Source organism: Sphingopyxis sp. (assembly GCF_035998965.1).
Lineage (GTDB): Bacteria > Pseudomonadota > Alphaproteobacteria > Sphingomonadales > Sphingomonadaceae > Sphingopyxis.
On record NZ_DASYHE010000038.1, the window covers coordinates 40,647 to 66,017 of the forward strand.

At 64.0% G+C, this 25,371-nt stretch carries 23 protein-coding genes; 16 read left to right on the forward strand and 7 right to left on the reverse strand.

Annotated features, from left to right (window positions below; genetic code table 11):
* The first annotated feature begins 110 nt into the window (after positions 1-110).
* The 4 genes from VGN68_RS05515 to VGN68_RS05530 all read left to right on the forward strand — a co-directional run bounded on the left by VGN68_RS05515 (position 111) and on the right by VGN68_RS05530 (position 5,240).
* Entirely contained in the window at positions 111-575 is a 465-nt protein-coding gene (locus tag VGN68_RS05515; protein ID WP_327474683.1) for a Fur family transcriptional regulator, read from the forward strand.
* A 1,015-nt stretch (positions 576-1,590) separates the two neighbouring features.
* The gene (locus VGN68_RS05520) at positions 1,591-3,114 is read left to right on the forward strand and encodes a fumarate hydratase (RefSeq protein ID WP_327474729.1); all 1,524 of its coding nucleotides are present in this window, start codon (positions 1,591-1,593) and stop codon (positions 3,112-3,114) included.
* A gap of 131 nt (positions 3,115-3,245) precedes the next feature.
* Positions 3,246-3,536, forward strand: a complete 291-nt coding sequence (locus VGN68_RS05525; RefSeq protein WP_327474684.1) for a GIY-YIG nuclease family protein — start codon at positions 3,246-3,248, stop codon at positions 3,534-3,536.
* Positions 3,537-3,707: 171 nt separating this feature from the next.
* Positions 3,708-5,240: a M20/M25/M40 family metallo-hydrolase gene (locus VGN68_RS05530; protein WP_327474685.1), complete on the forward strand. Its 1,533-nt coding sequence runs from the start codon at positions 3,708-3,710 to the stop codon at positions 5,238-5,240.
* 155 nt (positions 5,241-5,395) lie between these two features.
* Here the strand turns inward: VGN68_RS05530 and VGN68_RS05535 are convergent, their stop codons facing one another.
* Positions 5,396-6,574, reverse strand: coding sequence for a DUF481 domain-containing protein (locus tag VGN68_RS05535; protein ID WP_327474686.1), 1,179 nt, complete (start codon positions 6,572-6,574; stop codon positions 5,396-5,398).
* Positions 6,575-6,704: 130 nt separating this feature from the next.
* On the opposite strand from VGN68_RS05535, the gene VGN68_RS05540 reads away from it, so the two are divergent.
* Both VGN68_RS05540 and VGN68_RS20515 read left to right on the forward strand, forming a co-directional pair.
* The gene (locus VGN68_RS05540; RefSeq protein WP_327474687.1) at positions 6,705-6,980 is read left to right on the forward strand and encodes a hypothetical protein; all 276 of its coding nucleotides are present in this window, start codon (positions 6,705-6,707) and stop codon (positions 6,978-6,980) included.
* Positions 6,981-7,036: 56 nt separating this feature from the next.
* On the forward strand, positions 7,037-7,324 hold the full coding sequence (locus VGN68_RS20515; protein WP_414713012.1) for a barstar family protein: 288 nt from the start codon (positions 7,037-7,039) through the stop codon (positions 7,322-7,324).
* 80 nt (positions 7,325-7,404) lie between these two features.
* Here the strand turns inward: VGN68_RS20515 and VGN68_RS05545 are convergent, their stop codons facing one another.
* From VGN68_RS05545 to VGN68_RS05555, 3 genes are all read right to left on the reverse strand, one after another.
* On the reverse strand, positions 7,405-8,544 hold the full coding sequence (locus VGN68_RS05545) for an MBL fold metallo-hydrolase (RefSeq protein ID WP_327474688.1): 1,140 nt from the start codon (positions 8,542-8,544) through the stop codon (positions 7,405-7,407).
* Between the two features lie 3 nt (positions 8,545-8,547).
* Positions 8,548-9,195 carry a DUF1013 domain-containing protein gene (locus VGN68_RS05550; protein ID WP_327474731.1) on the reverse strand — a complete coding sequence of 216 codons (648 nt, stop codon included), beginning with the start codon at positions 9,193-9,195 and terminating at the stop codon, positions 8,548-8,550.
* A gap of 151 nt (positions 9,196-9,346) precedes the next feature.
* A complete protein-coding gene (locus tag VGN68_RS05555; protein WP_327474689.1) occupies positions 9,347-10,345 on the reverse strand; it encodes an NAD(P)H-quinone oxidoreductase in 999 nt (332 codons plus the stop codon).
* Positions 10,346-10,442: 97 nt separating this feature from the next.
* Between VGN68_RS05555 and VGN68_RS05560 the strand changes: the two genes are divergently transcribed.
* Both VGN68_RS05560 and VGN68_RS05565 read left to right on the forward strand, forming a co-directional pair.
* Complete coding sequence (locus VGN68_RS05560; protein WP_327474690.1) at positions 10,443-10,640, forward strand: DUF1192 domain-containing protein; 198 nt, start codon at positions 10,443-10,445, stop codon at positions 10,638-10,640.
* Position 10,641: 1 nt separating this feature from the next.
* Positions 10,642-10,998: a hypothetical protein gene (locus VGN68_RS05565; RefSeq protein WP_327474691.1), complete on the forward strand. Its 357-nt coding sequence runs from the start codon at positions 10,642-10,644 to the stop codon at positions 10,996-10,998.
* Positions 10,999-11,020: 22 nt separating this feature from the next.
* On the opposite strand, the gene VGN68_RS05570 is transcribed toward VGN68_RS05565, so the two are convergent.
* The gene (locus VGN68_RS05570; protein WP_327474693.1) at positions 11,021-12,493 is read right to left on the reverse strand and encodes an ATP-binding protein; all 1,473 of its coding nucleotides are present in this window, start codon (positions 12,491-12,493) and stop codon (positions 11,021-11,023) included.
* A 240-nt stretch (positions 12,494-12,733) separates the two neighbouring features.
* On the opposite strand from VGN68_RS05570, the gene VGN68_RS05575 reads away from it, so the two are divergent.
* From VGN68_RS05575 to glnA, 6 genes are all read left to right on the forward strand, one after another.
* Positions 12,734-13,012 carry a hypothetical protein gene (locus tag VGN68_RS05575; RefSeq protein ID WP_327474694.1) on the forward strand — a complete coding sequence of 93 codons (279 nt, stop codon included), beginning with the start codon at positions 12,734-12,736 and terminating at the stop codon, positions 13,010-13,012.
* A 517-nt stretch (positions 13,013-13,529) separates the two neighbouring features.
* Positions 13,530-15,881: an ATP-dependent Clp protease ATP-binding subunit ClpA gene (gene clpA / locus VGN68_RS05580; protein ID WP_327474695.1), complete on the forward strand. Its 2,352-nt coding sequence runs from the start codon at positions 13,530-13,532 to the stop codon at positions 15,879-15,881.
* A gap of 196 nt (positions 15,882-16,077) precedes the next feature.
* A complete protein-coding gene (gene map / locus VGN68_RS05585; RefSeq protein ID WP_327474696.1) occupies positions 16,078-16,917 on the forward strand; it encodes a type I methionyl aminopeptidase in 840 nt (279 codons plus the stop codon).
* A gap of 357 nt (positions 16,918-17,274) precedes the next feature.
* Positions 17,275-19,458 (forward strand): PQQ-dependent dehydrogenase, methanol/ethanol family, encoded by a 2,184-nt coding sequence (locus VGN68_RS05590; protein WP_327474697.1) that lies wholly within the window; start codon positions 17,275-17,277, stop codon positions 19,456-19,458.
* Between the two features lie 381 nt (positions 19,459-19,839).
* Positions 19,840-20,178, forward strand: a complete 339-nt coding sequence (locus VGN68_RS05595) for a P-II family nitrogen regulator (RefSeq protein WP_011540464.1) — start codon at positions 19,840-19,842, stop codon at positions 20,176-20,178.
* A gap of 71 nt (positions 20,179-20,249) precedes the next feature.
* Positions 20,250-21,662 carry a type I glutamate--ammonia ligase gene (glnA, locus tag VGN68_RS05600; RefSeq protein ID WP_327474698.1) on the forward strand — a complete coding sequence of 471 codons (1,413 nt, stop codon included), beginning with the start codon at positions 20,250-20,252 and terminating at the stop codon, positions 21,660-21,662.
* A 562-nt stretch (positions 21,663-22,224) separates the two neighbouring features.
* Here the strand turns inward: glnA and VGN68_RS05605 are convergent.
* Both VGN68_RS05605 and VGN68_RS05610 read right to left on the reverse strand, forming a co-directional pair.
* Positions 22,225-22,884 carry a hypothetical protein gene (locus tag VGN68_RS05605; protein WP_327474699.1) on the reverse strand — a complete coding sequence of 220 codons (660 nt, stop codon included), beginning with the start codon at positions 22,882-22,884 and terminating at the stop codon, positions 22,225-22,227.
* Positions 22,885-22,888: 4 nt separating this feature from the next.
* Positions 22,889-23,095, reverse strand: a complete 207-nt coding sequence (locus tag VGN68_RS05610; RefSeq protein ID WP_088442821.1) for a helix-turn-helix transcriptional regulator — start codon at positions 23,093-23,095, stop codon at positions 22,889-22,891.
* A 140-nt stretch (positions 23,096-23,235) separates the two neighbouring features.
* On the opposite strand from VGN68_RS05610, the gene VGN68_RS05615 reads away from it, so the two are divergent.
* Together VGN68_RS05615 and VGN68_RS05620 are read left to right on the forward strand one after the other, a co-directional pair.
* The gene (locus VGN68_RS05615; protein WP_327474700.1) at positions 23,236-23,754 is read left to right on the forward strand and encodes a hypothetical protein; all 519 of its coding nucleotides are present in this window, start codon (positions 23,236-23,238) and stop codon (positions 23,752-23,754) included.
* A gap of 98 nt (positions 23,755-23,852) precedes the next feature.
* Positions 23,853-25,322 carry a PQQ-dependent sugar dehydrogenase gene (locus tag VGN68_RS05620; protein ID WP_327474701.1) on the forward strand — a complete coding sequence of 490 codons (1,470 nt, stop codon included), beginning with the start codon at positions 23,853-23,855 and terminating at the stop codon, positions 25,320-25,322.
* Positions 25,323-25,371: the final 49 nt, after the last annotated feature.

The following is a 25,371-nucleotide window of genomic DNA, read 5'->3' on the forward strand; positions in this document are numbered from 1 at the left end:
CCGATCACGGCACCGGAATGGACTGGTCCGTAACTTGCGGACACCCCCCAAACCGCCTACATTCTGTCCAAGAGCTGGCGCGGATCGCCGCGCGGCACAAGGAAACGCCCATGGGCAAGCATGATCATCCGCACGTCGAGGCCAGCGGCGCCTCGCTCGCCAAGGCAGCGCAAACCGCGCTCGAAGGCGCGGGCGAAGCATGGACCGACATGCGCGCACAGATTTTCGATGCCGTCGCCGCCATCGGCAAGCCTGCCAGCGCCTATGAAATCGCCGATTTGGTGTCAAAGGCGCGCGGCAAGCGCGTCGCGCCGAACAGCGTCTATCGCATCCTCGACCTGTTCGTCGCCAACAACCTTGTCCGCCGCGTCGAAAGCGCCAACGCCTTCGTCGCCAACAGTCATCCCGGCTGCCTGCACGACTGCATCTTCCTGATCTGCGACAGCTGCGGCAGCGCCGTGCATATCGATGATGACAAGCTCTCGACCGGCGTCCGCGCCGCCGCCAACGCCACCGGTTTCGCCGCCGAGCGCCCGGTGATCGAAGTGCGCGGCAAATGCGCCGAGTGCCAATAGGGTGCGCCGCCGCGCTCCGGAGGCAGCGCCAATCGTCTATAGACAGGTGAGAGTTGTTCCCCGGCGAAAGCCGGGGTCCAGGGCGGTACGGCCCAGCTGTCGCGTTCGAACGCCCTGGGCCTCGGCTTTCGCCGGGGAACAGCGACTGGTGCGACCGGGGTAGGCGTCAGCGATGGCCGGGGGGCTCCAGCATTGGATCGAGGCGCAGCATGAGCGGCCACTCGCGCCGACACGCTTTTGGTACTGGACGCTGGCACTCGGCATCGCGGCGGCGCTGTTCGGCCTCCACCTGACGCAGGTCTTCCCGCAGACCGGCCACGACATCGCTCCCGGCTATGGCCCGCCGGTGCTCGCGTTCGAATTTGCCGGTGGGCAGGCCGACCTCGAAGCAATCTTCGGCTTCTTCACCGATCCGCAGCAAGTCATTCGCCTCGCGGCGATGCGTGCCGGCAACGAGCAGGATTACCTCTACATGCTGCTCTACGCGGGCTTTCTCGCCAGCGGCTGTCTCGCCCTGTGGCGCGAACTTCGCCTGCGCCCGCTGCTCGCCGCCGCCGCGCTCCCGGTCGCCGCGGCGCTGTGCGATGCGTATGAAAACTGGCTGCTGTTCGACATCCAGGCCGCCTTCACCGCGGGCGACTATTCGCCCGCGATGGCCAGCCTGCCCTACCCTGTCGCGGCAAAATTCCTGCTCCTTGCGCTGACCAATGTCGTCATCGGCGCCGCGGCGACGCAGCTCGGCCGCTGGTGGGCGCTGTTCGGGACCGTCGCGATCCTTGCCGCGATCCCCACCGTTATGGCGCTCATCACCCCCGCGGCTTTTGCCTGGGCGCTGATCCCCTCGGCGGCGGGCGGCTGGCTGTTGCTGCTCACGCTGGCGGCGGTCGGCAGTTGGCAGGCGCTGGTCCGCAAACACCCGCTCGTCGATCCGGGCCGCGCCTGCCCCCTCTTTCCACCCCGGCGATGCAGGTCTAGGGAAACCGGCGAATCCCGCAAACAGGGCGAAAGGCTGAACATGAACACCGTCACCATCCGCGAAGACGACCTCATCGAAACCATCGCCGACGCGCTCCAGTACATCAGCTATTTCCACCCGATGGACTATATCCGCGCACTGGCCGCGGCGTACGAGCGCGAAGTGTCCCCCGCCGCCAAGGATGCGATGGCGCAGATCCTGTCGAACAGCCGCATGTGCGCCGAGGGGCACCGCCCGATCTGCCAAGATACCGGCATCGTCACCGTCTTCATCAAATGGGGCATGGACTGCCGCCTCGACAGCCCGCGCAGCCTGCAGCAGGTGGTCGATGAGGGCGTGCGCCGCGCCTATCTCCACCCTGAAAACAAGCTGCGCGCGTCGATCCTCGCCGACCCGGCATTCAGCCGCGTCAATACCAAGGACAACACCCCCTCGGTGCTCAACGTCGAAATGGTCCCCGGCAACAAGGTCGTGATCGATGTCGCCGCAAAGGGCGGCGGCAGCGAGAATAAGTCGAAGTTCAAGATGATGAACCCGTCGGACTCGATCGTCGACTGGGTGCTCGACATGGTGCCGCAGATGGGCGCCGGCTGGTGCCCGCCCGGCATGCTCGGCATCGGCATCGGCGGCACCGCCGAAAAGGCGATGCTGCTCGCCAAGCAGTCGCTGATGGACCCGATCGACATGACCGAGCTGCTCGCGCGCGGTCCGTCGAACCCGACCGAGGAGCTGCGCATCGAGCTGTATGAAAAGGTCAACGCACTCGGCATCGGCGCGCAGGGGCTCGGCGGCCTCGCCACCGTGCTCGACGTCAAGATCGCCGACTGGCCGACCCACGCCGCATCGAAGCCAGCCGCAATGATCCCGAACTGCGCCGCGACAAGACATGCCCATGTGACGCTCGACGGCAGCGGCCCCGCCTTCCTCGAACCGCCGGTGCTCGCCGACTATCCGCAAATCGACTGGCAGCCCGACACCGCGGCGATCCGCGTCGACCTCGACAGCCTGACCCCCGAAGTCGTCGCGAGCTGGAAACAGGGCGACCGCCTGCTCCTCAATGGCAAGATGCTCACCGGCCGCGACGCCGCGCACAAACGCATCGCCGACATGCTGGCGAAGGGCGAGCCATTGCCGGTCGAGTTCAAGGGACGCGTCATCTATTATGTCGGCCCCGTCGATCCGGTCGGCGAGGAAATCGTCGGCCCCGCCGGCCCCACCACCGCAACGCGCATGGACAAATTCATGGATATGATGCTGGGGCAAGGCCTGCTCGCCTGCGTCGGCAAGGCCGAACGCGGCCCCGCCGCGACGCAATCGATCGCCAGGCACAAGAGCGCCTATCTGATGGCGGTCGGCGGCGCGGCCTACCTCGTCGCGCGCGCGATCAAGGGCAGCAAAGTCGTCGGCTTCGCCGATCTCGGCATGGAGGCGATCTACGAGTTCGAGGTGCAGGATTTCCCGGTAACGGTCGCGGTCGACAGCGAAGGCCAGAATGTCCACGTCAACGCGCCGATGCTGTGGCAAAAGCGGATCAAGGATGAGGGGTTGCTCGCGGGGGTGTGAGGGTGTCGCGGCCCGCCTCCTCATTTCCGTCACCCCGGCGAAGGCCGGGGTCTCGCCCTCTCGATCCAACACATCCGAAATGGCCAGATCCGGGCCTTCGCTGGGATGACGATATGGGTTAGGGTTAGGCTATGCGCCAACCCTGCATCTACATCCTTACCAACCGCGGCAACCTGCTCTTCTACATCGGCGTCACCAGCGACATCGCTGCGCGCATGATGCAGCATCGTGCCGGCACAGGGTCGGCGCATTGTCGCCGTTACAACATCTACAAGCTTGTTTATGTCGAATTCCACGCCACGATGTATGACGCAATCGCGCGCGAGAAGGCGCTCAAACAATGGCATAGGGATTGGAAGCGGCGGTTGATCACCGAGAGCAATCCTGAGTGGAACGACCTGTTCGAGACGATTTTAAACTGACGGTTCACAACTTCATCGGCGAGACCCCGGCCTTCGCCGGGGTGACAGGTTAAACTTGCGCTATTTCCCATCGTCACCCCGGCGAAGGCCGGGGTCTCGCCGGTGCCGCCTTGCCATACCGTTCGATTTAAAGAACACTCCCCCCAACGCAGACACCGCAGGGGGCAAGCCATGGATTTCCGTAACGACCGACCGAACCGCCGCGATCTGATTCGCGGTGCGGCCATGCTGGGCGCGGGTGCCGCGGTCATGCGCCCGCTGCCCGTCCTCGCCGCGGGCAGCCAGAGCGCCGCGATCCGCAAGGCCGCCGAGGCCGGCAAGGAAGCATCGATCAAGCGCATCCGCGACTGGATCGCCCTCCCCTCGATCGCCGCCGAAAACCGCAACATGCCCGAAGGCGCCGCCTATATGGCCGAACTCGCGCGCGATGCGGGGTTCAGCAATGTCGAGATCGTCCCCACCGACGGCCATCCCGGCGTGTTCGGCACGATCGACGTCGGCGCCCCGCGCACCCTCGGCATCTATTTCATGTATGACGTCAAACAATATGACCCCGCCGAATGGTCGTCGCCGCCGCTGGAAGGGCGAATGGTTGAACGACCAGGTTTCGGCCAAGCGATCATGGGCCGCGGCGCAGTGAATCAAAAGGGTCCGGAGGCAACCTTCCTCGCCGCGCTGCACGCGATTCGCGCGGCGGGTGCCAAGTTGCCGGTGAATATCGTCCTGATCTGCGAAGGCGAGGAAGAGATCGGATCGCCAAACTTTCGCCAGGTCGCGACCAAACCCAATGTTCTGGCCGCGCTCAGGAAATGCGAAGGCATTTTCATTCCCGCCAGCTGGCAGGACAAGAATGGCAATGTCTCGGTCAATCTGGGGTCGAAGGGCATCATCGAACTCGAACTGGTTGCCAGCGGCGAAAAATGGGGCCGCGGGCCCAAGGGCGATGTGCATTCCAGCCTGAAGGCGATGGTCGATTCGCCCGCGTGGCGGCTCATCGCAGCGCTCAACACCCTCGTCACGCCCGACGGCAACACTCCGGCAATCGACGGCTGGTTCGACAATGTCCGCCCGCTGACGCCCCGCGAAAAGGCGCTGATCCGCGAAGCGGCCAAGCTGGGCGACGAAGCGCAGCAGAAACAGGCGCTTGGTATTACCCACTGGATCGATAACCTGTCTTATGACGACGCGCTGATCCGCCTGGCGCAGGAACCAACGGTCAATATCGAGGGACTGGTCGCGGGCTACACCGGCCCCGGCGGCAAGACGATCCTGCCTGGCCGCGCGGTTGCCAAACTCGACTTGCGCCTCGTCCCCAACCAGACCCGCGCCGAGGCGGAACAGAAACTGCGCGCGCATCTCGACAAACGCGGCTTCCCCGATGTCGAGGTCAATGTCAGCGGCGGCTATGACCCGACCGAGGCCGACGAAAACAGCCGCCTGATCCGTACTGAACTGGCGACCTACAAAAAGCTGGGGGTTCAGGCGAACGTCAACGCGCGGCTCGCGGGCAGCTGGCCGGGCGCGACCTTCACCGCGCCGCCGGTATCGATCCCGGCCGGCCATTTCGGCACCGGCCACGGCGCGGGCGCGCACGCACCCGACGAATATTATCTGATCGATTCGACCAACCCCAAGGTCGCGGGCCTGGTCGATGCGACGATGGGCTATGCCGAGTTTCTCTACACGCTGGCGGCGATCAAATAGGCACCGATCGCTCCTTCCTGTGGCGCAGCCATGGGGAGGTGGCAGTCCGCAGGACTGAGGGAGGGGCATTGGCGCCACCGTCGCAAAGCCCATCCACCATTCGCTGCGCGAACGGTCCCCCTCCCCATCGCTTCGCGACCGGGAGGATCAAGTCTCTAAAACCCATACACCAACGTAAAACGCGTCTGGGTATCGACCCGTTCGATACCCGGCGGGGGGCTGGTGTCGATCTGCGCCGCATAAGCAATGCGCGCCGACAGCGCCCCGGTCAGCTTCGCATTGAGCGCGGTGAGCGAATTGGTCGAGCTGTTCGCTTCGCCGACGATCGTCGAGGCGACCTGTGTCAGCCGCAGGGTCGGCGACAATTGCCAGCCGAAGTCGAGCCCGCCGAGCGCCGTCAGCTCGCTGTCGCTGATCCCGCTGATGAAATCGGTCTGACGCCACGCCGGCCCGCCTTTCAGGCTCAGCGATATCGTCTTGCCGTCAATCACCTTGTAACCCAGCCCGCCCGACACGTTCCAGCGCGTGTCATAACCCAATATCCGGTCATGCTCCCAGCGCCCAAAGCCAAAGGCAAAGGCGCGGTCGTTGATCCGGTATTGCGGCTCCAGTTCGACCAGATAGCGTTCGACCGACGTACGCCCGTTGGTGCGCTGATAATCGGCCTGCGCGCGCAGCTTATGCGTCCAGTCGATGCCCTGGCGTGACAAGGCCACGCCCGCGCTCAGCCCCGCCGACTTGGTATTGCCGCTGCTCTGCGACGCCCCGATCTGCCCCTCGCCTTTCCAGTTCTGCCAGAACTTCGCCGCCGCCAGTTTCGCGCGCGCCGCCGCCGCCGCTTCGTCCTTCAGCCGCTGGCGTTCGGCGCGATAGGCAACCAGCCGCGCCTCGATCTCCGCTGCATCGTCGGGATGTGTATCCATCGCCAGCTTGGCGACCGCCTCGACGTCGGCATCCTTGCCGCTCGCGATGGCGGCGGCGAGCATATTGCGCACCGGATCGGGCGGCACGATCGGCGGATGCCCGCTGCGATAAAAGGCCAGCATCGCATCGATTTCCCCGACATTGCGGGGGTGAGTCATGCGCGCGAACTTGGCGACGGCTTCGACATCGTCGTTCTGGCCGCTGGCGAAAGCGGCGTCGATCATCGCGCGCACCGCATCGGGCAACGGCGGATCGAGCGGAACTTCAAAGGTCGGAACCGGGTTCGCCAGCAACGGGTCGGCGAGCGCGGGGTTCGGCTGCGGCGGGTTCGCGGGTTCCTGAGCGGCGTGCGCCGGCTGAATTACGAGGGCCAGCAGGCCGATGGCCGCCAAGCGGGGGAAAGATGCCATCGAAGAGTCCTTCTCTGGGGAGGCAGAAGCCGGGTTCGTTCGATCATTGGCGCCGCCCCGGCGCGTCCGATGCCTCGCTATAACCCGAAAGAGGCTGGCATTTCCACCCTGCCTCCCCCATTTGAACGCCATGGTCATTGCGCTCATCGCGATTTTTTGCGCCGGCATCGGCAATTTCGCGATGCATCGCGCCTTCATGGAAAGCGACGACCCGCTGATCCAGCAAATGGTCAAACCTCTCGCCGACAAGGCGGGGCCGCACATCACCTATATCTTCGAATTCCTGCTGCTGGTCGGCGCAATGGCGATCGCGACGCGGAATTGGTTCGCCGCGATGGTGCTATACGGACTTTATACGATATTTAACGCGATGGCGTTCAGCTGGATCATGCAGCGGCGGGATTGAGGGGGCGCCGCTAGCGACCACTTGCGGTCGGCCCTCCGATAAACGATTATGGCTGCATGCGGACCATTCTGATCGATTGCGAAGGAGTAACTTCGGCGTCAGACTTTTGGCAGCGATACATCGATGCCGCAAACCCCCAAGGCGCCAGTCTATTCGGACGTAATCTTGATGCGTTCTGGGATGCGATCGAACATGGCGGTCCCGGTTGTCCGGGAAAAGTAAGATTAGTTTTTGCAAATTCAGCCGGATTAGCCGCGGTTGGTGTTGTTAGCGGATCGCCCCTCCTAGACGGTCTGCGCCGGATAGCGGACGAGGCCACACGGATGGAGATTGAACTGGCGTAGGCCGATGGCTGCTTTCGCTGCGGGGGCCCAAAAGCCGGCATTCCGCTTCCCACCCGAAAGCCAAGATCGGCACCGCGGCATCACGCTACCCCGTGATACCACCACACCCCGTCGCGATCTTCGCGCCGCACCCGGCCTTCAACCTCCAGCCGTTTCAGATGCGCCAGCGCCTCGCCCGTCGCCAGCCCCTGATTATGCTCGCCGATCGGCCGGTTGAACAGCAACGGAAAACTGTCGACCGCGCGCATCGGCGCCTTCGCGGCGGCCTCGGCCAGATTATACAGCCGCATCCGGTGCTCGTCGCGCAGCGCCATCAGGCGGACATGGAGTCCCTTGAACGGTTCGCCATGCGCGGGGCAAACGGTGACATCGGCGGGAACGGTGGCGAGCAATTTGTCGATCGACGCCAACCATTCGCCCAGCGGATCGGCATCGGGTTCGGTGATGTTGACCGACACATTTGAACTGATCCGCGGCAGCACCTGGTCGCCCGACACCAGCACGCCCTCGCGCTCGTTCCACAGGCACGCATGTTCGGGGCTATGTCCCGATCCGACCACGACGCGCCACTGGTGCGCGCCCAGGTTGATCCGGTCGCCATCCTCGATCCGCACATATGAACGCGGAAGCGGGAAAACCATCATCCCGAACCGGCCCCAGCCACTTGCCTTATGCGTCGCAATCGCTGCTTCGGTCCAGCCCGCGCCCTGCCACTGCGCCAGTGCCTCGTCGGGTACGGTGTCGCTTGTGTCGCCGACGATCATCCGCGCCGTCAGCATCTCGCCCCGCGTCATCCACAGCTTCACGCCCTGCTTTTTCGCGATCCAGCCCGCCAGCCCGATATGGTCGGGGTGCAGGTGGGTGCCGATGACGCGCGTAATGCGCTTACCGTTCAGCGCCCCCGCATAGAGCGCCTTCCAAGCGTCCGAACATATGGTCAGACAGATGCCGGTGTCGACGATCGCGACACCATCATCGCCGTCAGCGTCGTCGTCGAGCAGCCAACTGTTGATATGCCCCAGCGACCCCGGCATCGGGATGCGCGCCCAGCTGATCCCCGGCGCGATGCGCATCGTCTCGCCTGCGCCCGGTGCGGCATCGCCCCACGGATAAGTCAGGCCGGCATGGCTGGTCGCGGTAAAACTGTCGTCTTGGGTCAGCGACGCATCCGGCGAGCCGCTGGCCGCCGGGATATTGTCGTCATCCTGCCCCGCTGCCACGCGTCAGTCTGCCGCCGCGTCGCTTGGGGTTTCCGCCGCTTCTTCGGCCGCGCGCGCTTCGTTGGCGGCGGTGCGTTCGGCGCGCAGTTCTTCGAGCAGCGCTTCGCGGTCGCCTTCGAACCGGTTGTCGGTCGGCGCTTCGATCCCCGCCTTTTTCGCCGCCTTGGCAACCAGCGCATCGAGTTCGCGCTGCGAGCACAGGCCCAACGTCACTGGATCCTTGGCGACGATATTGGCGCTGTTCCAGTGGCTGCGGTCGCGGATCGCGCTGATGGTGTTGCGGGTGGTGCCGATCAGCTTGCCGATGGCGCCGTCCGAAACCTCCGGATGGTTCTTCAGGATCCACGCGATGCCGTCGGGCTTGTCCTGGCGCTTGCTGACCGGCGTGTAGCGCGGGCCGCGGGTGCGGCGGATCGTGTCCTGCGCCTGCTTGCTCATCTTGAGCTTGTAGTTCGGATCGTTCTGACCCTTTTCGATTTCTTCCATCGACAGTTCGTGCGCGCGGACGGGATCACGGCCGGTATATTTGGTCGCGGCGGTCTCGTCGGCGATCGCCTGCACTTCGAGAATATGGATGCCGCAATAGTCGGCGATCTGAACAAAGGTCAGGCCGGTGTTGTCGACCAGCCAGGCGGCGGTCGCATGCGGCATCAGCGGGGTGGCGTCGGCGGTGGCCATGGCGATTTTCTCCAAGCGGAAATAAAAGGGCCGCCCCTCACGGAGCGGCCGAATAATGGCGGCGGCTGTAAACCGGATTGGCCACAGGGGCAAGGGGGCGCGGTGCAGCGTCCATTTTCGACGCTCACATCATCAGCACGATCTTGCCGACATGCGCGCCCGCCTGCATCCGCGCATGGGCGGCGCTGGCGTCGGCGAGCGGGAAGCTCTGGTCCATCGCCGGCTTCCAGCCCCCCTCGCCCAGTCGCGGCCACAGCGTGCGGTGGATCTCGTCGGCCAGCGCCGCCTTGAAGTCGGCGCTGCGCGCGCGCAGCGTCGATCCGGTCATCGTCAACCGGCGGCGCATCACTTGCGAAATGTCGATCTCGACCTTCGCGCCGCGCTGGAACGCAATGGTGACGTGGCGGCCATCGTCGGCAAGGCACTCCAGGTTGCGTGGCACATAATCCCCGCCGACCATGTCGAGCACCGCGTTGACGCCCTTGCCGCCGGTGAAAGCCTTGACCGCCTCGACATAATCCTCGCTCGAATAATCGACCGCCAGGTCAGCACCGAGCGCCGTAGCGGCAGCACATTTATCGGCACTGCCGCACGTCACGATGACCCGGATGTCGAACAGCTTGCAGAGGCCAATCGCGGTGGTGCCGATGCCGCTGGTGCCGCCATGGACCAGCACCGTCTCGCCATCCTTCACCCACGCGCGTTCGAACAGATTGTGCCACACGGTGAAGACGGTTTCGGGCAGCGCCGCGGCTTCTGCCATCGAAAAGCCCTTGGGTACCGGCAAACAGCTGCCGACCGGTGCGACGCAATATTCGGCATAGCCGCCGCCCGCGACCAGCGCACACATCGCCTGCCCCAGCAATTCGGGATCGCCGCCGGGCCCCACCGCAACAACCGTCCCCGCGATCTCCAGCCCCGGCAGGTCCGATGCCCCCGGCGGTGGCGGGTAAAAGCCCATGCGTTGCAGGACGTCGGGGCGGTTGACCCCCGCGGCGGCGACGCGGATCAGCACCTCGCCCGGCCCCGGCTGCGGAACCGGGCGCTGCTCGGGCACCAAGACTTCGGGTCCGCCGGGCGCACTGATGGCGATTGCGGTCATGCTCGCTGGCAGGCTGGTCACGTTGAATTTCCCCACTTTTTACTTCGCCCTACGGCCACCTTATTGACAGCGCAGCACACCGGGTCAACAGTCGCGAGGCTGTTCAGGAGGAACCGCCATGGACGATGACGACCTTCCCCGCCGCCGCGACGATGTGCTTGCGGCGCTGACCCGGCAACCGCTCGACCCGCTGTCGGTGAGCGAACTCGATGACCGTATCGCGACGCTCGAGGGTGAAATCGAACGTGTGAAAGCGCATCGCGCCGCCGCAGCGAGCCACAAGGCGATCGCCGACGCGCTGTTCAAAAAGGGGTAGAATGTCCTTGGGGCCGCTCGCGCACTTGCTGGCCGCAGTCCTGGCATTGGGTACCAGCACGACATCCGATGCCCAGAAGGGCAGTCAGGTGAATGATCTTGTCGTTATGGGGAAGGTTGAAAACGGCCTGACTTATGAGGTGCTCGACGAATTCGGAATGAATGTCCGGATTACTGCGCGGTTCACGATATCGCGCGTTGTAACAGGGCGTCTCACGCCGCCGGTTATCAAAATTCGGTACATCGCACATGGCGATATGCCGACGGATCGCGAGGTCGAACTTCGGCTCCGTCGTTCGGACGACGGCATCTATCTTGTTTGCAGCGAGGGCGGTGGCAGGGGATATATATGCGACTGATGGGGCGTGTCACCGCTCTCGGCTACTCCGCCTCGGTACTCAGCCCCAGCTCGGGAATACCGATCGAGCGCCGCCCGCCGAAATCGGAGCGCACGACAATCGCGCCCTGCTTTTCCATATAGTCGACCAACCGCCGGATGCGCCCCGGTGAATGGCTGCCATAGGCGCGCCCCAGCACCTCATCGTCGGGACAGGGCTCGCCGTCGATCGCTGCGCGCGCGATCTGCAAAAACGGCGCCAGCATATCGTCGGGCAGCCGCTCCGCGACGCGCAAGGCCTCCGCCCAGCGCGGCTCCGACGGATCGAACACCCCGCCTTTGGCCAGCGCAAAGCGGCGGCGGAACGCAGCGAGATCGAGCGGCACCTTCTTCAGCTTCGCCATCCGGCAGCGCACCGAAAAATCCTGATACAAAAAGGCTTCGGGCTGGAAGGCGCTGTCGGGGTCGGCCAGCATCTCTGCGAGCATCGCGATCACCACCGCGTCGCTCTGCACGGCCTCTTCGACCGCGGCGACGATGTCGAGCACCACCGGAGCGTCGCGGTCCTCGTGTAGCCCCTCGACCGCCGCGATGCGTTCGAGCACTTCGCTCGCCGCGATCGGCTCGGGTTCGGGAGCAAAGGCGCGCTGCGCCACCGGCGCTTCCATCTCGGTGAACAGCATCGACCGCATGTCGGCGCCCCCCGCCTCGGGCAGCGGCATCAGGCTGTGCGTCCCCATCCGCGTCGCCGTCTGCGTCGCGCCGATGCGGATCGACAGCGGACGGCGCGAAATCGCGGGGCCAAGCCCCAGAAAATGCCCGCGCTCCAGATCGCGGATCGCCTCGGCCTGCCGCCGCTCCATCCCGAGCAGGTCGGCGGCGCGCGCCATGTCGATGTCGAGAAAGGTACGCCCCATCAGGAAATTGCTCGCCTCGGCGGCGACATTCTTCGCGAGCTTCGCCAGTCGCTGCGTCGCGATCGCCCCGGCCAAACCACGTTTACGCCCGCGGCACATCAGGTTCGTCATCGCCGACAGGCTCGCGCGGCGGACGGTGTCGGACACATCCCCGGCGACGCTCGGCGCGAACATCTGCGCCTCGTCGACCACCACCAGCGCCGGAAACCAATGCTCGCGCGGCGCATCGAATAATGCGTTCAGGAACGCAGCGGCGCAGGTCATCTGCGCCTCGATATCGAGCGATTCCAGGCTGAGCACGATCGACGCGCGATGCTCGCGAATGCGCGCGCCCATCGCAGCAATCTCGCGCTCATTATAATCGCCGCCGTTGATCACGACATGGCTGTACGCATCGGCGAGCGTGACGAAATCGCCCTCGGGATCGATGACGATCTGCTGCACTAACGACGCGCTTTCCTCAAGGATGCGGCGCAGCAGGTGCGACTTGCCCGACCCCGAATTGCCCTGAACGAGCAGCCGCGTCGCCAGCAGCTCCTGCACGTCGATGCGCACGTTTTGCCCCGCGGCGTCGGTCCCGATGTCGATGCTGGTCTTCACGGACGCCGCCCTATCGGGCGTCCGTAGGAATGACAACCAGACGGGTTTTCAGATGGGCCGATTTTTCCTGCGGCAATAGACCAACCTCACAACCGTTCGCCCTGAGCTTGTCGAAGGGCCGTTCTTTCTTTGGGCGTCAAAGGAAGAACGGTGCTTCGACAAGCTCAGCACAAACGGGGATTGGGAGCGCGTTCAGCGCGACAACTTGCCAATCGAGCAAAACCAGCCAAAGACAACCCCATGGATTTCGACGACCAACTCCGCCGCTATTTCGGCACCGCCGACCTGTCGGCAATCCACCCCGAGGCCCACGCCGCAGGCACCGAACGCATGCGCGTCGACTTCGGCCTCGAAACCAACCCCGGCCGCCGCTTCGCCCTGTGGGCGTTGATGTACATGCTCGGCGTCGCCCCCGACCTCGACGTCGCGTTCAAGGATGAGTGCGAGCGCAATGTGGCGCGCGATTTCATGGATATGGTGGATAAAGCGGGCGAAGGTACGGCGTCGAACGACCAATAGCGGACATATGCCCATTCTTCCTCTCTCCCCTTGAGGGAGAGATACGAAGGCTTGGCAGCTTGCTGCCTAGCCGCAGTTGAGAGGGGTTTGCGCCGCTGGCTGCTCATCCCCTCACCAAGCTTCGCTAGCTCCTGACGGAGCAAGCTTCACTATCCTCTCCCTCAAGGGGAGAGGATATTTTGGCAGCTAAACACCCCTAAGCCGACATCAAAAAAAAAGCGCTTTCCTACAAAATTGCGCCCACCTACGCTGGCACAATCATAGATGACCGATCCACCGCCTCGGCACACCCCCGCGCCCTGTGGGGTCGATGTATCGACAAGTTTGACAACTTCGGATGAAAATTGCGCCAGCGCGAACGAAAATATCAACGTTCCGTTAACCATAACACAACCCCGTCATCGTAATTTCACAAACGCCATCCGCTTTTCCCTTGCAGGGCGGCGGCGGCATCGCCACCTTGGGTTCCTAGGGGCCGCCTCTCTCCCCCCGGCGGGCCTCGCAAGGAGAAAAGTCCATGCCGTCCTTTTCGGAGAGCCTCGAAAAGACCCTGCACAATGCGCTGAAAGCCGCATCGGAGCGTCACCACGAATATGCGACGCTGGAGCATCTGCTCTTCGCGCTGATCGACGACGACCATGCCGCCGAAGTCATGCGCGCCTGCGGCGTCGCGGTCGACGACCTGCAATCAGCGGTCGTTCATTATCTCGACACCGAACTCGACAGTTTGAAGGTCGAGGGGCACAGCGACCCGTCGCCGACGAGCGGGTTCCAGCGCGTCGTCCAGCGCGCGATCCTGCACGTCCAGTCGTCGGGCAAGGATGAGGTGACCGGCGCCAACGTCCTCGTCGCGCTCTTCTCCGAACGCGAAAGCTACGCGGTTTACTTCCTGCAGCAGCAGGATTTGACCCGCCTCGACGCGGTCTCCTACCTCAGCCACGGCGTCGGCAAGGGCGGCAAACCCTCGCCGCAGGCCGAGCCCGAGGAGAAGGAAGAAACGAAGGACAAGGACAGCAGCGGCAAGAACAAGAAGGAAACCGCGCTCGACCAGTTCACCGTCAACCTCAACGAGAAAGCCAAGATCGGCAAGGTCGATCCGCTGATCGGCCGCGGCGCCGAGGTCGATCGCACGATCCAGATCCTGTGCCGCCGGTCGAAGAACAACCCGCTCTATGTCGGCGACCCCGGCGTCGGCAAAACCGCGATCGCCGAAGGCCTCGCGCGCAAGATCATCGAGGGCGACGTGCCCGAGGTGCTGCTGCCCGCGGTCATCTATTCGCTCGACATGGGCGCGCTGCTTGCGGGTACGCGCTATCGCGGCGATTTCGAGGAGCGGCTGAAACAGGTCGTGACCGAGCTCGAAGGCCTGCCGCACGCGATCCTGTTCATCGACGAGATCCACACCGTCATCGGCGCGGGTGCGACGAGCGGCGGGGCGATGGATGCGTCGAACCTGCTCAAGCCCGCGCTGTCGGGCGGTGTCATCCGCTGCATCGGCTCGACGACGTATAAGGAGTTCCGCAACCATTTCGAAAAGGACCGCGCGCTTCTCCGCCGGTTCCAGAAGATCGACGTGGTCGAACCGACGCTTGAGGACACGAAGAAGATCCTCGCCGGGCTGCGCAGCGCGTTCGAGAGCCATCACCAGGTGCGCTACACCCCCGACGCGATCAACGCCGCGGTCGAGCTGTCGGCACGCTACATCAACGACCGCAAATTGCCCGACAAGGCGATCGACGTGATCGACGAAGTCGGCGCGATGCAGATGCTCGTCGCCCCGTCGAAGCGCAAGAAGACGATCACCGCCAAGGAAATCGAGGCGGTGATCGCAACGATGGCGCGCATCCCGCCCAAATCGGTGTCGAGCGACGACAAGGCGACCCTCGCCAGCCTCGAAACCGACCTAAAGCGCGTCGTGTTCGGCCAGAACGTCGCGATCGAAGTGCTGTCGTCGGCGATCAAGCTCAGCCGCGCGGGCCTGCGCGATCCCGAAAAGCCGATCGGCAATTATCTGTTCAGCGGCCCGACCGGCGTCGGCAAGACCGAGGTCGCCAAACAGCTCGCGTCGATCATGGGCATCCCGCTCCAGCGCTTCGACATGTCCGAATATATGGAGCGCCACTCGGTCAGCCGCCTGATCGGTGCGCCGCCGGGCTATGTCGGTTACGATCAGGGGGGTCTGCTCACCGATGCGATCGACCAGAACCCGCATTGCGTGCTGCTGCTCGACGAGATCGAAAAGGCGCATCCCGACCTGTTCAACATCCTGCTGCAGGTGATGGATAACGGTCGCCTGACCGATCACCACGGCAAGACCGTCGATTTCCGCAATGTCATCCTGATCATGACGACCAATGCGGGCGCCAGCGACATGGCGCGCGAATCGATCGGTTTCGGCCAATCGACGCGCGAGGACGTGCAGGAAGAGGCGGTGAAGCGCATGTTCACCCCCGAATTCCGCAACCGCCTCGATGCGATCGTCCCGTTCGGCTATCTGCCGCCCGAGGTCGTCGCACGCGTCGTCGACAAGTTCATCCTCGAACTCGAGCTGCAATTGGCCGACCGCAACGTCCATATCCAGCTCGACGATGCAGCGCGCGAATGGCTGACCGGCAAGGGTTATGACAAGCTGTACGGCGCCCGCCCGATGGGCCGCCTGATTCAGGAAAAGATCAAGCAGCCGCTCGCCGAAGAACTGCTGTTCGGCAAACTCGTCCATGGCGGCGAGGTCAAGGTGAAGATGAAGACCGGCGACGACGCCAAGGTCGGCAACCCGCTCGCCTTCGAAATCGTCTCGGCGCCGCCGAAAGCGGGCAAGGGCAAGGCGAAGGCACCGAAGGCCGACAACGCGAAGAAGGCGGCGGAGTAAGCTAAGTTGAGCCCCTACCCTTCAGGGGAGGGGCAGTGAGACTTGGTCCGGCGTAGCCGGGCCTTTAGTCGAGCAGGGTGGGGTCTATTCGGCGCAGCGCCATGCTGACAGACCCCACCCCAACCCCTCCCCTGAAGGGGAGGGGCTTAAAAAGCCACCCTCGCAATTAGGCGCCATATCGCCTATATCCCATCCCATGTACGATTATGTCTCCGTAACCACCGCCGACGCCGGCGCGCCCACCCCGGTGCGCGACGGCACCATCAAGCTGCACGACGAAGCCGGCTTTGCCGGGATGCGCAAGGCGGGGCGGCTATCGGCCGAAATCCTCGACGCGCTCGTCCCCTTCGTCCAGCCGGGCGTGACCACGGCGCAGATCGACGACCTTGTCCGCACCATGATGCTCGACGGCGGCGGCATCCCCGCGACGCTCGGTTATCGCGGCTTCACGCACAGTTGCTGCACCAGCATCAACCATGTCGTCTGCCACGGCATCCCCGACGACAAGCCGGTGCGTGAGGGCGACATCGTCAATATCGACGTGACGACCATCATCGACGGCTGGCACGGCGACACCAGCCGCATGTATCTGGTCGGCGACGTGCCGATCAAGGCGCGGCGGCTCGTCGAAGTGACCTATGAATGCCTGATGCTCGGCATCGAACAGGCGAAGCCCGGCAACCGGATGGGCGACGTCGCGCACGCGATCCAGACCCACGCCGAGCGCCACCGCTATTCGGTCGTCCGCGATTTCTGCGGCCATGGGCTGGGACAGATGTTCCACGACGCGCCCGAGGTGGTCCATGCGGGGCGGCCCGGTACCGGCCCGGAGCTGCGCCCCGGCATGTTCTTCACCATCGAGCCGATGATCAACACCGGCAAATTTGCGGTGAAGATGCTCCCCGACGGCTGGACCGCGGTGACCCGCGACCGCTCGCTGTCGGCGCAGTTCGAACACAGCATCGGGATTACCGAGACGGGCTGCGAGATATTCACAGCGAGTCCGAAGGGTCTGAACGCGCCGCCTTGGCAGTGAGTTTATAGATTCGCGCAGAGGGCGCAGAGATAAGGTTCACGCGGAGCCGCGGAGACGCGGAGATACATCTCAACTCCGTTCGTGCTGAGCTTGTCGAAGCACCGCTCTTCTCTTCGCCACCCAAAGGAAAGAACGGCCCTTCGACAAGCTCAGGGCAAACGGCATTGAGGTTTGCCATCTTCTCCGCGCCGCCGCGTCTCCGCGTGACCCCCTTTTTCCTTCTCTGGGCCTCCGCGCGAATCCCTTGTTCCTGCTTACCCCCCTCTTCCACCACCCAATTTCGCACTTGCGCCCGCCCCCCTTCGCGCGCAGTCTTGACGTTAACGTCAAGCATAGGCGTCGAACGGGAGAGCATGAATGGCGAAACGGGTCTTGAAGGCCGCGCTGCTGGGCTGTGCGGCGCTGGCATTGGCGGCGTGCAACGCGTCGAAAAACGACAGCATCACCGGCGGGTCGCTCGACGAAGCCGAGAAAGCCAGCGAGACCCTGCTCAAGACCGGCGGCAATGGCGACGACTGGGGCGCGATCGGTTTCAGCTACGACGAACAACGCTTCAGCCCGCTCACCGACATCAGCGACAAGAATGTCGGCGAGCTCGGCATCGCCTGGACCGCTGACCTTGAGGATGCCCGCGGGCAGGAAGCCACCCCGGTCGTTGTCGATGGCGTGATGTACGTCAGCCACGCCTGGTCTAAGGTGAGCGCCTGGGACGCCGCGACCGGCAAGCCGCTGTGGAAATTTGACCCCAAAGTCCCCGGCGAGAGCGCGGTCAACGCCTGCTGCGACGTCGTCAATCGCGGCGTCGCGCTGTGGGGCGACAAGGTTTTTGTCGGGACAATCGACGGGCGCCTGATCGCGCTCGACCGCAAGACCGGCAAGGAAGTCTGGTCGACGCAGACGGTTGACGCGGCGAAGCCCTACACCATCACCGGCGCCCCGCGCGTCGTGAAGGATATGGTGCTGATCGGCAACGGCGGCGCCGAATTCGGGGTGCGCGGCTATGTCACCGCTTACGACGCCGACACCGGCAAGCAACGCTGGCGCTTCTACACCGCGCCCAACCCGACCAAGGCGAAGGATGGAGCGGCGTCGGACGACATTTTTGCGACCAAGGCCAATGCGACATGGTCCGACACGGGCGAGTGGCAGACCTCGGGCGGCGGCGGCACGGTGTGGGACGCGATCGTTTACGACAAGGATCTTGACCAAATCTATCTCGGCGTCGGCAACGGCAATCCATGGAACCATGGCACGCGGTCGAATGGCCAGGGCGACAACTGGTTCCTGTCGTCCATCGTCGCGGTCGATGCCAGTACCGGCGCCTATAAATGGCATTATCAGGAAACGCCGGGCGAAACGTGGGACTATACCGCGACCCAGCCGATTATCCTCGCCGAGCAGGCGGTGAACGGCACGCCGACCAAGGTGCTGTACCACGCACCAAAGAACGGCTTCTTCTTCACCATAAATCGCACCAATGGCAAGCTGATCGACGCAAAGCCCTTTGTCGACGGGATCAACTGGGCGACGGGATACGATCTCGCCACCGGGCGCCCGATCGAAAATCCCGAGGCGCGCTTCTACAAGACCGGCAAGCCCTTCATCGCGATCCCCGGGGCGCTCGGCGCGCATAACTGGCACCCGATGAGCTATAATCCGGCGACCGGGCTGGTGTATATTCCGGCGCAGCAAATCCCGCAGGGCTATCTCGCCGACATGGACGAGCTCGACCGGCGCAAGGTTCTGGGCTTCAATGTCGGCGCCTCGCTGAACAAGACGATGCTGCCCGACGACAAGGCCGCGTTCCGCGCCGCGGTCGCCGCGACCACCGGCCGCCTCGTCGCCTTTGACCCGCGCACCGGCAAGGTCGCATGGGCGGTCGATCATCCCGCGGCGTGGAACGGCGGCACCATGACCACCGCGGGCAATCTCGTGTTCCAGGGCACCAGCCTCGGCCGCTTCCGCGCCTACACCGCCGACACCGGCAAGCAATTGCTCGACCTCGACATGCAGTCGGGGATCGTCAGCGCGCCGTCGACCTTCCGCGTCGGCGGCGTGCAATATGTGGCGTTCATGACCAGCAAGGGCGGCGCCTTCCCGCTGGTCGCCGGGGTCGCGGGCGGCGCGACGCGCAAGATCCCGAATATCCCGCGGCTCGTCGTGCTCAAGATCGGCGGCACTGGCAAACTACCCGCCCCGCCTGCGACGACAACGCTGGCGTGGAACCCGCCGCCGATGACCGCGAGCGCGGCCACGGTCGCGGCGGGCAAGGCGCAGTTCGGGCGCTATTGCATGGTCTGCCACGGCGACAGCGCGATCGGCAACGGCTTCACCCCCGACCTTCGCGTGTCAGGCACGCTGGCCAATGCCGAAGCGTGGAAGGGCGTGGTGATCGACGGCGCGCTGAAGGACCGCGGCATGGTCAGCTTTGCCAAGGTGCTGACCCCGCAGGACGCCGAAGCGATCCGCGCCTATGTCATCGAACGGTCGAACTGGACCAAGGCGAACCTGGCCGACAGCAGCGCGCCAATGGGGCGGTGATTTGAACATCCTCCCTGTCGCGCGGCGATGGGGAGGGGACCACCGCCGCAGGCGGTGGTGGAGGGGCCGCGACGTTAGCGCCATCGCCCCTCCGTCAGCGCTTCGCGCTGCCACCTCCCCATCGCTGCGCGACAGGGAGGAATGAACACGCGCCTGCCGTTTTTTTAGGCACCGCTTCACGCGCATTGCTCACCCCTTAAGCAACCACGCAACTTCCTGTCACAAATCTTACCGAAAGCTTGCGATTCGCCAATTGGCACGGCTCTTGATTGGTGCAAGATGACGGGGCCTCGCAGCGACTCACAGGTGCGAACCGGACAGGCAGGCCTGATCCGGCTCTGACTGCGAGCAATGCGAAATGCCCAAAGGGGGACGAAAAGCGTGAAGAAGATTGAGGCGATCATCAAGCCGTTCAAGCTCGACGAGGTCAAGGAAGCGCTGCACGAAGTCGGCGTCAGCGGCATCACCGTCACTGAGGCCAAAGGTTTTGGCCGCCAGAAGGGCCACACCGAACTGTATCGCGGCGCCGAATATGTGGTCGATTTCCTCCCCAAGGTGAAGCTGGAAGTCATCGTCGAGGACGGCATGGCCGAACGCGTTGTCGAGGCGATCGCCGCCGCCGCGCAGACGGGCCGCATCGGCGACGGCAAGATTTTCGTGATCCCGGTCGAGACCGCGCTGCGCATCCGCACCGGCGAACGCAACGAGGACGCGCTCTAGACCAACTGCTCCCCACCCTGTTCAACTAAGCCGGTGCAACCGGTCATCATCGCAAGAAGGAAGCTCAGACCATGGCTACGAAGCCCAAGGATATCATCGCCCGGATCAAGGAAAACGACATCGAGTGGGTCGACCTGCGCTTCACCGATCCCAAGGGCAAATGGCAGCACCTGACCATGGTCGCCTCGGTGCTTGGCGAGGACGAGCTCGAAGACGGGCTGATGTTCGACGGTTCGTCGATCGAGGGGTGGAAGGCGATCAATGAGTCCGACATGATCCTGATGCCCGATCTTGAAGCCGTCTATGACGATCCCTTCTCGGCGACCCCGATGCTCGTCATCTTCTGCGACATTGTCGAGCCGTCGACCGGCGAAGGCTATGCCCGCGACCCGCGCACCACCGCGAAGCGTGCCGAGGCCTATGTCGCCTCGACCGGCGTCGGCGACACCGTCTATGTCGGCCCCGAAGCCGAATTCTTCATGTTCGACGATGTCCGTTTCGAAACCGGCTACAACAAGTCGGGTTTCGAAATCGACGATATCGAGCTGCCGACGAACACCGGCCGCAGCTACGAAGGCGGCAATTTGGCGCACCGTCCCCGTGCCAAGGGCGGCTATTTCCCCGTCGCGCCGGTCGACAGCGCCGTCGATATCCGCGCCGAGATGGTCTCGACGATGCTCGAAATGGGCCTGCCCTGCGACAAGCATCACCATGAAGTCGCCGCCGCGCAGCACGAACTCGGCCTGACCTTCGGCACGCTGACCCAGACCGCCGACCGCATGCAAATCTACAAATATGTGGTCCATCAGGTCGCGCATGCCTATGGCAAGACCGCGACCTTCATGCCCAAGCCGATCAAGGACGATAATGGCAGCGGCATGCACACCCACATCTCGATCTGGGAAAAGGGCAAGCCGCTGTTTGCCGGCAACGGCTACGCGGGCCTCAGCGACATGTGCCTCTATTTCATCGGCGGCGTCGTCAAGCATGCGAAGGCATTGAACGCCTTCACCAACCCGACGACGAACAGCTACAAGCGCCTCGTCCCCGGCTTCGAAGCGCCGGTGCTGCTCGCTTATTCGAGCCGCAACCGTTCGGCCTCGTGCCGCATCCCTTATGGTGCGGGCGCCAAGGCGAAGCGCGTCGAATTCCGCTTCCCCGACGCGATGGCCAATCCGTACCTTTGCTACTCAGCGCTGCTGATGGCGGGGCTCGACGGCATCCAAAACAAGATCCACCCGGGCGATCCGATGGACAAGAACCTCTATGACCTGCCGCCCGAGGAACTCGCCGAAGTCCCGACCGTCTGCGGATCCTTGCGCGAAGCGCTCGACAGCCTGGCCGCCGACCACGACTTCCTGCTCAAGGGCGACGTGTTCACCAAGGATCAGATCGAAGCCTATATCGAGCTGAAGTGGGACGAAGTGTATCGCGTCGAACAGACCCCGAGCCCGGTCGAGTTCGACATGTACTACAGCGCCTGATCCGCCAGGGTCAGCGACGCCAAGGGGGGCGTCCGGTTCGGGGGAACCGGGCGCCCTTTTTTGTGACTATCGCGCCGATGACGGCATCGGGATGGCAAGCGGACATCAGTCATCGCGGCCGCCGTGACGATCCAAAATTCAGCAAAGGTCAGCCTTGTGCGCGCCGTGATGTAGGTCCTGCGCTTCACTGAAGACGCCGCGGGGCGTGTCGGCCGCGAACCGCGATTAGCGCCAGCAGACGACCGGATGATCCATCTGTCAAAGGGCCGGATAAGGCTGGCACAGCGGAAAAAAGTAGGAAAGACCTTTTTGAGTCGATGGCGGCTTTGGGGTGGGAAGCCGACGTCGGCCATCTTCGGCATCCCGGAACTGAACCGGCATGACGATCAACAGAAACTCCTCCCTGTGGCGTAGCCATGAGGAGGTGGCACCGCGAAGCGCCGACGGAGGGGCGATCGCGCTACCGTCGCAAAGCCCCTCCACCATCCGCTTTGCGGACGGTTCCCCTCCCCATCGCTGCGCGACAGGGAGGATCGATGTCCGAAACCGGTCGCTAGTCCGCCTATCGCGGCGCCATCATGCCGCGACGGGCAGTGACGACGAAACAGGCAAGCAGCAACAACCCGAACGAAAGCGACACCAGGTCGAGCGGTTCGGGACCGGCGATCAGGTCTGCTGCCGCCGCCCCGCCCCAGACGATCGTCACAAGCATCATCAAATTGCCGGTGGTCGCGGTGATCTCGATCGTGAGTTGCCGCCACAGCTCGTCGAAACTTTTCCACAACCACAGCGACACCGCGGTGAACCCGCCCAGCACGACCAGCAATATCCAATAGGCCGCTGCGGGACTGACCAGCGCCGCCGAGTCCACCGCGACCGCCTGCGCCAGCAGCATCAGCGCCGCGCCCAGGATGACGCAGCAGATCGCACTGGCGCCCATGTTCGATCGTTCCTCGACGATTTCCTCGGCATCGGCGACATTGAGCAACCGCTGCCCGACCAGTTTCGGCGCCAGCGTGCCCAACCCGACAAACAGCCCCATCAGCGCGTAGACAAAGCCGACACCCAGCAAGATGATCGGCGAGGGGGTCCAGTCAAGGCCGCCTTGCCGGTCGATCACAGCCAATATCGCGAACATGCCGCCCGCGCCCGCAATGGCGCCGACGACAGCCTGCATCGCCATCTTGCGCCATCCTGCTGCCTTGCTCACCTGCGTCGTCATATCGCTACTCCTTTGCGGTCCAGTGATCGATGAACAGCTCGCGCACTTCGAGCGCGAACAGGCCTGCCATGCGCAGTGCCAGCGGGAGGCTGGGGTCATATTTGTCGGTTTCGACCGCGTTAATCGTCTGGCGCGACACGCCAAGGCGACGGGCCAGTTCGCCCTGGCTCCACCCCGCCGCTTCGCGATATTCACGGACCCGATTTTCCACAGCCGCTCCCTTGCCTGTCAAGAGCTCTTTACAAGTTTCACATCGATATGTCAAACACTCTTTACAGGCAAATGAAACGGCCGTTGACGCTTTTGTAAGCGGTTGGCGCTACTCCAAACCCGCTTTTCAGGGGGATTGCGATGCTACGCTCCGCATTTTTGGTCGCCGTCATGCTGCTGACCGTCAGCTGCGGCAAAATGGCCGAATTGGTCAATCAAACAAAAACGGTGGCCGCACCGCGCGAAGAGGTGTTCGCAAAAATGTTCGGCGATGGCAGCGCCTTTACCGGGTTGCCCCTCGTCACAAATGGTGGATCGACACGCCTGTACGAGCTCGTTGCCCAGAAAGGCGATCCGGGTTTCGACAAAATGGTCCCCGACGAACGGCCCGGCGCCTATAAGGTCAAGATTGCCGTTGCGATGGAAATCCCCCGCGAGGCCCATCTGATTTACAATGTCGATGATGGCGCGCTGGCAACCGGATTGAAGTTCACCTTTGAAGAGTTGGCGCCCGACCGCACCCGCGTTGACTTTGCGATAGACGACCTGACTGGCGATGGGTCGAAAGGGCTGACCGTCAACCGCTCCGCCTTGCGCAAAATTGCGCTGGAAGCGCTAGGCAAGCTTGACGATTTCGACGAGGCTAAAGACTCTGTCTGACGTCGGCGGGGTGCATGGTAAACCGCCGGGGTTGCGGACCCCTTTGACTGGTGGCACGTTGCGGCAAGGGAGGGCTTGATCGCGAAAGGCTATTGGCCATGCAGAAGCGCGTCTCTCTCCTTGTCATTTCTCTCATGCTCGCGTCCTGCGGAGGAGGCGGAAGTAGCGGCGGCGGCACCCCGCCCGCGGCGAATTCTCCCCCCAGCTTCACCTCGCTGCAAACCGCCAGCGTCGCCGAGAACAGCACCGCCGCCTATCAGGCGACCGCGACCGATCCTGATGGGAACATGCTGACTTTCACCATCGACGGCGGTGCCGATGCGGCGCGCTTTGCGATCACCGCGGCGGGCGCGCTCAGTTTCAGCCCCGCGCCTGATTTCGACCTGCCCGGGGATGCCGACGGCGACAATGTCTATGCGGTGATGCTTCGCGTCAGCGACGGGCAGGCGAGCGTGACGCAGGCGGTCAATATCACCGTCACCAACAGCCGCGAGGGTATCGCAGTCGCGCGCGTCGGCACCGGCTTCAGCCAGCCGCTCTATGTCGCGCCCATCCCCGGCAGCAGCAATGTCTATGTCGTCGAAAAAGGCGGCGACGTCTATCGCTTCGACCCGGCGAACGGTAGCCGCACGCTGGTGCTGGACATCACCGACATTTCGACCAGCGGCGAGCGCGGGCTGTTGGGGCTGGCCACCTATCCCGACCATGCGACGTCGCAGCGGCTGTTCGTCGTCGCGACCGCGACCAACGGCAATGTCCAGGTGCGGCGCTATACGCTTGGCCAGCCGAACAGCTCGACCAGCTATGACACCGTGCTCGACATTCCGCACCCGGGCTTCGACAACCACAACGGCGGCTGGATCGGCTATGGTCCCGACGGGCATGTCTATGTCGCGGTCGGCGATGGCGGCGGCGGCGGCGATCCGAACAACAATGCCCAGAACCGCAATGTGCAGCTCGGCAAGATCCTGCGCTTTGCGGTCGGCGCGGGCGGCAACAGTTACGCCCCCGCCCCCGGCAATCCGTTTCTGGCGGGCGGCGGGGATCCCTATGTCTTTGCCTTGGGCCTGCGCAACCCGTTTCGCGCTTCCTTTTCGGGCGCCACGCTGTTGATCGGCGACGTTGGCCAAGGCGCGGTCGAAGAAATCGACATGGTGACGACATCGCAACCCGGGCTGAATTTCGGCTGGCGTTTTCTGGAGGGGACGCAGCCCTATACCGGCACCGCGCCCGCAGGACTGACGCCGCCCGTCGCCGAATATGGCCATGGCACCGGGCCGCGGCAGGGCCGCTCGGTCACCGGCGGTTATGTCTATCGCGGACCCGTGACGTCGCTGGCCGGGCAATATGTCTTTGCCGATTTCGTGTCGGGCAATATCTGGTCGGTGCCGTTTTCCAGCCTGATCGCCGGACAGACGTTCTCCTCGTCGCGCTTTGCACGGCGCAACGAGGATTTTACCCCCGACGCCGGGACGCTGAGTTCGATCGCCTCGTTCGGCGAAGACAGCGCGGGCAATTTGTTTATCGTCAGCATCGGCGGCAGCATTTTCATGGTTCGTCCCGGCTGACCGCTTGCCCACGGCCCGTGCAGGCGGCACAAGGGCGGCGTCCAGAGGA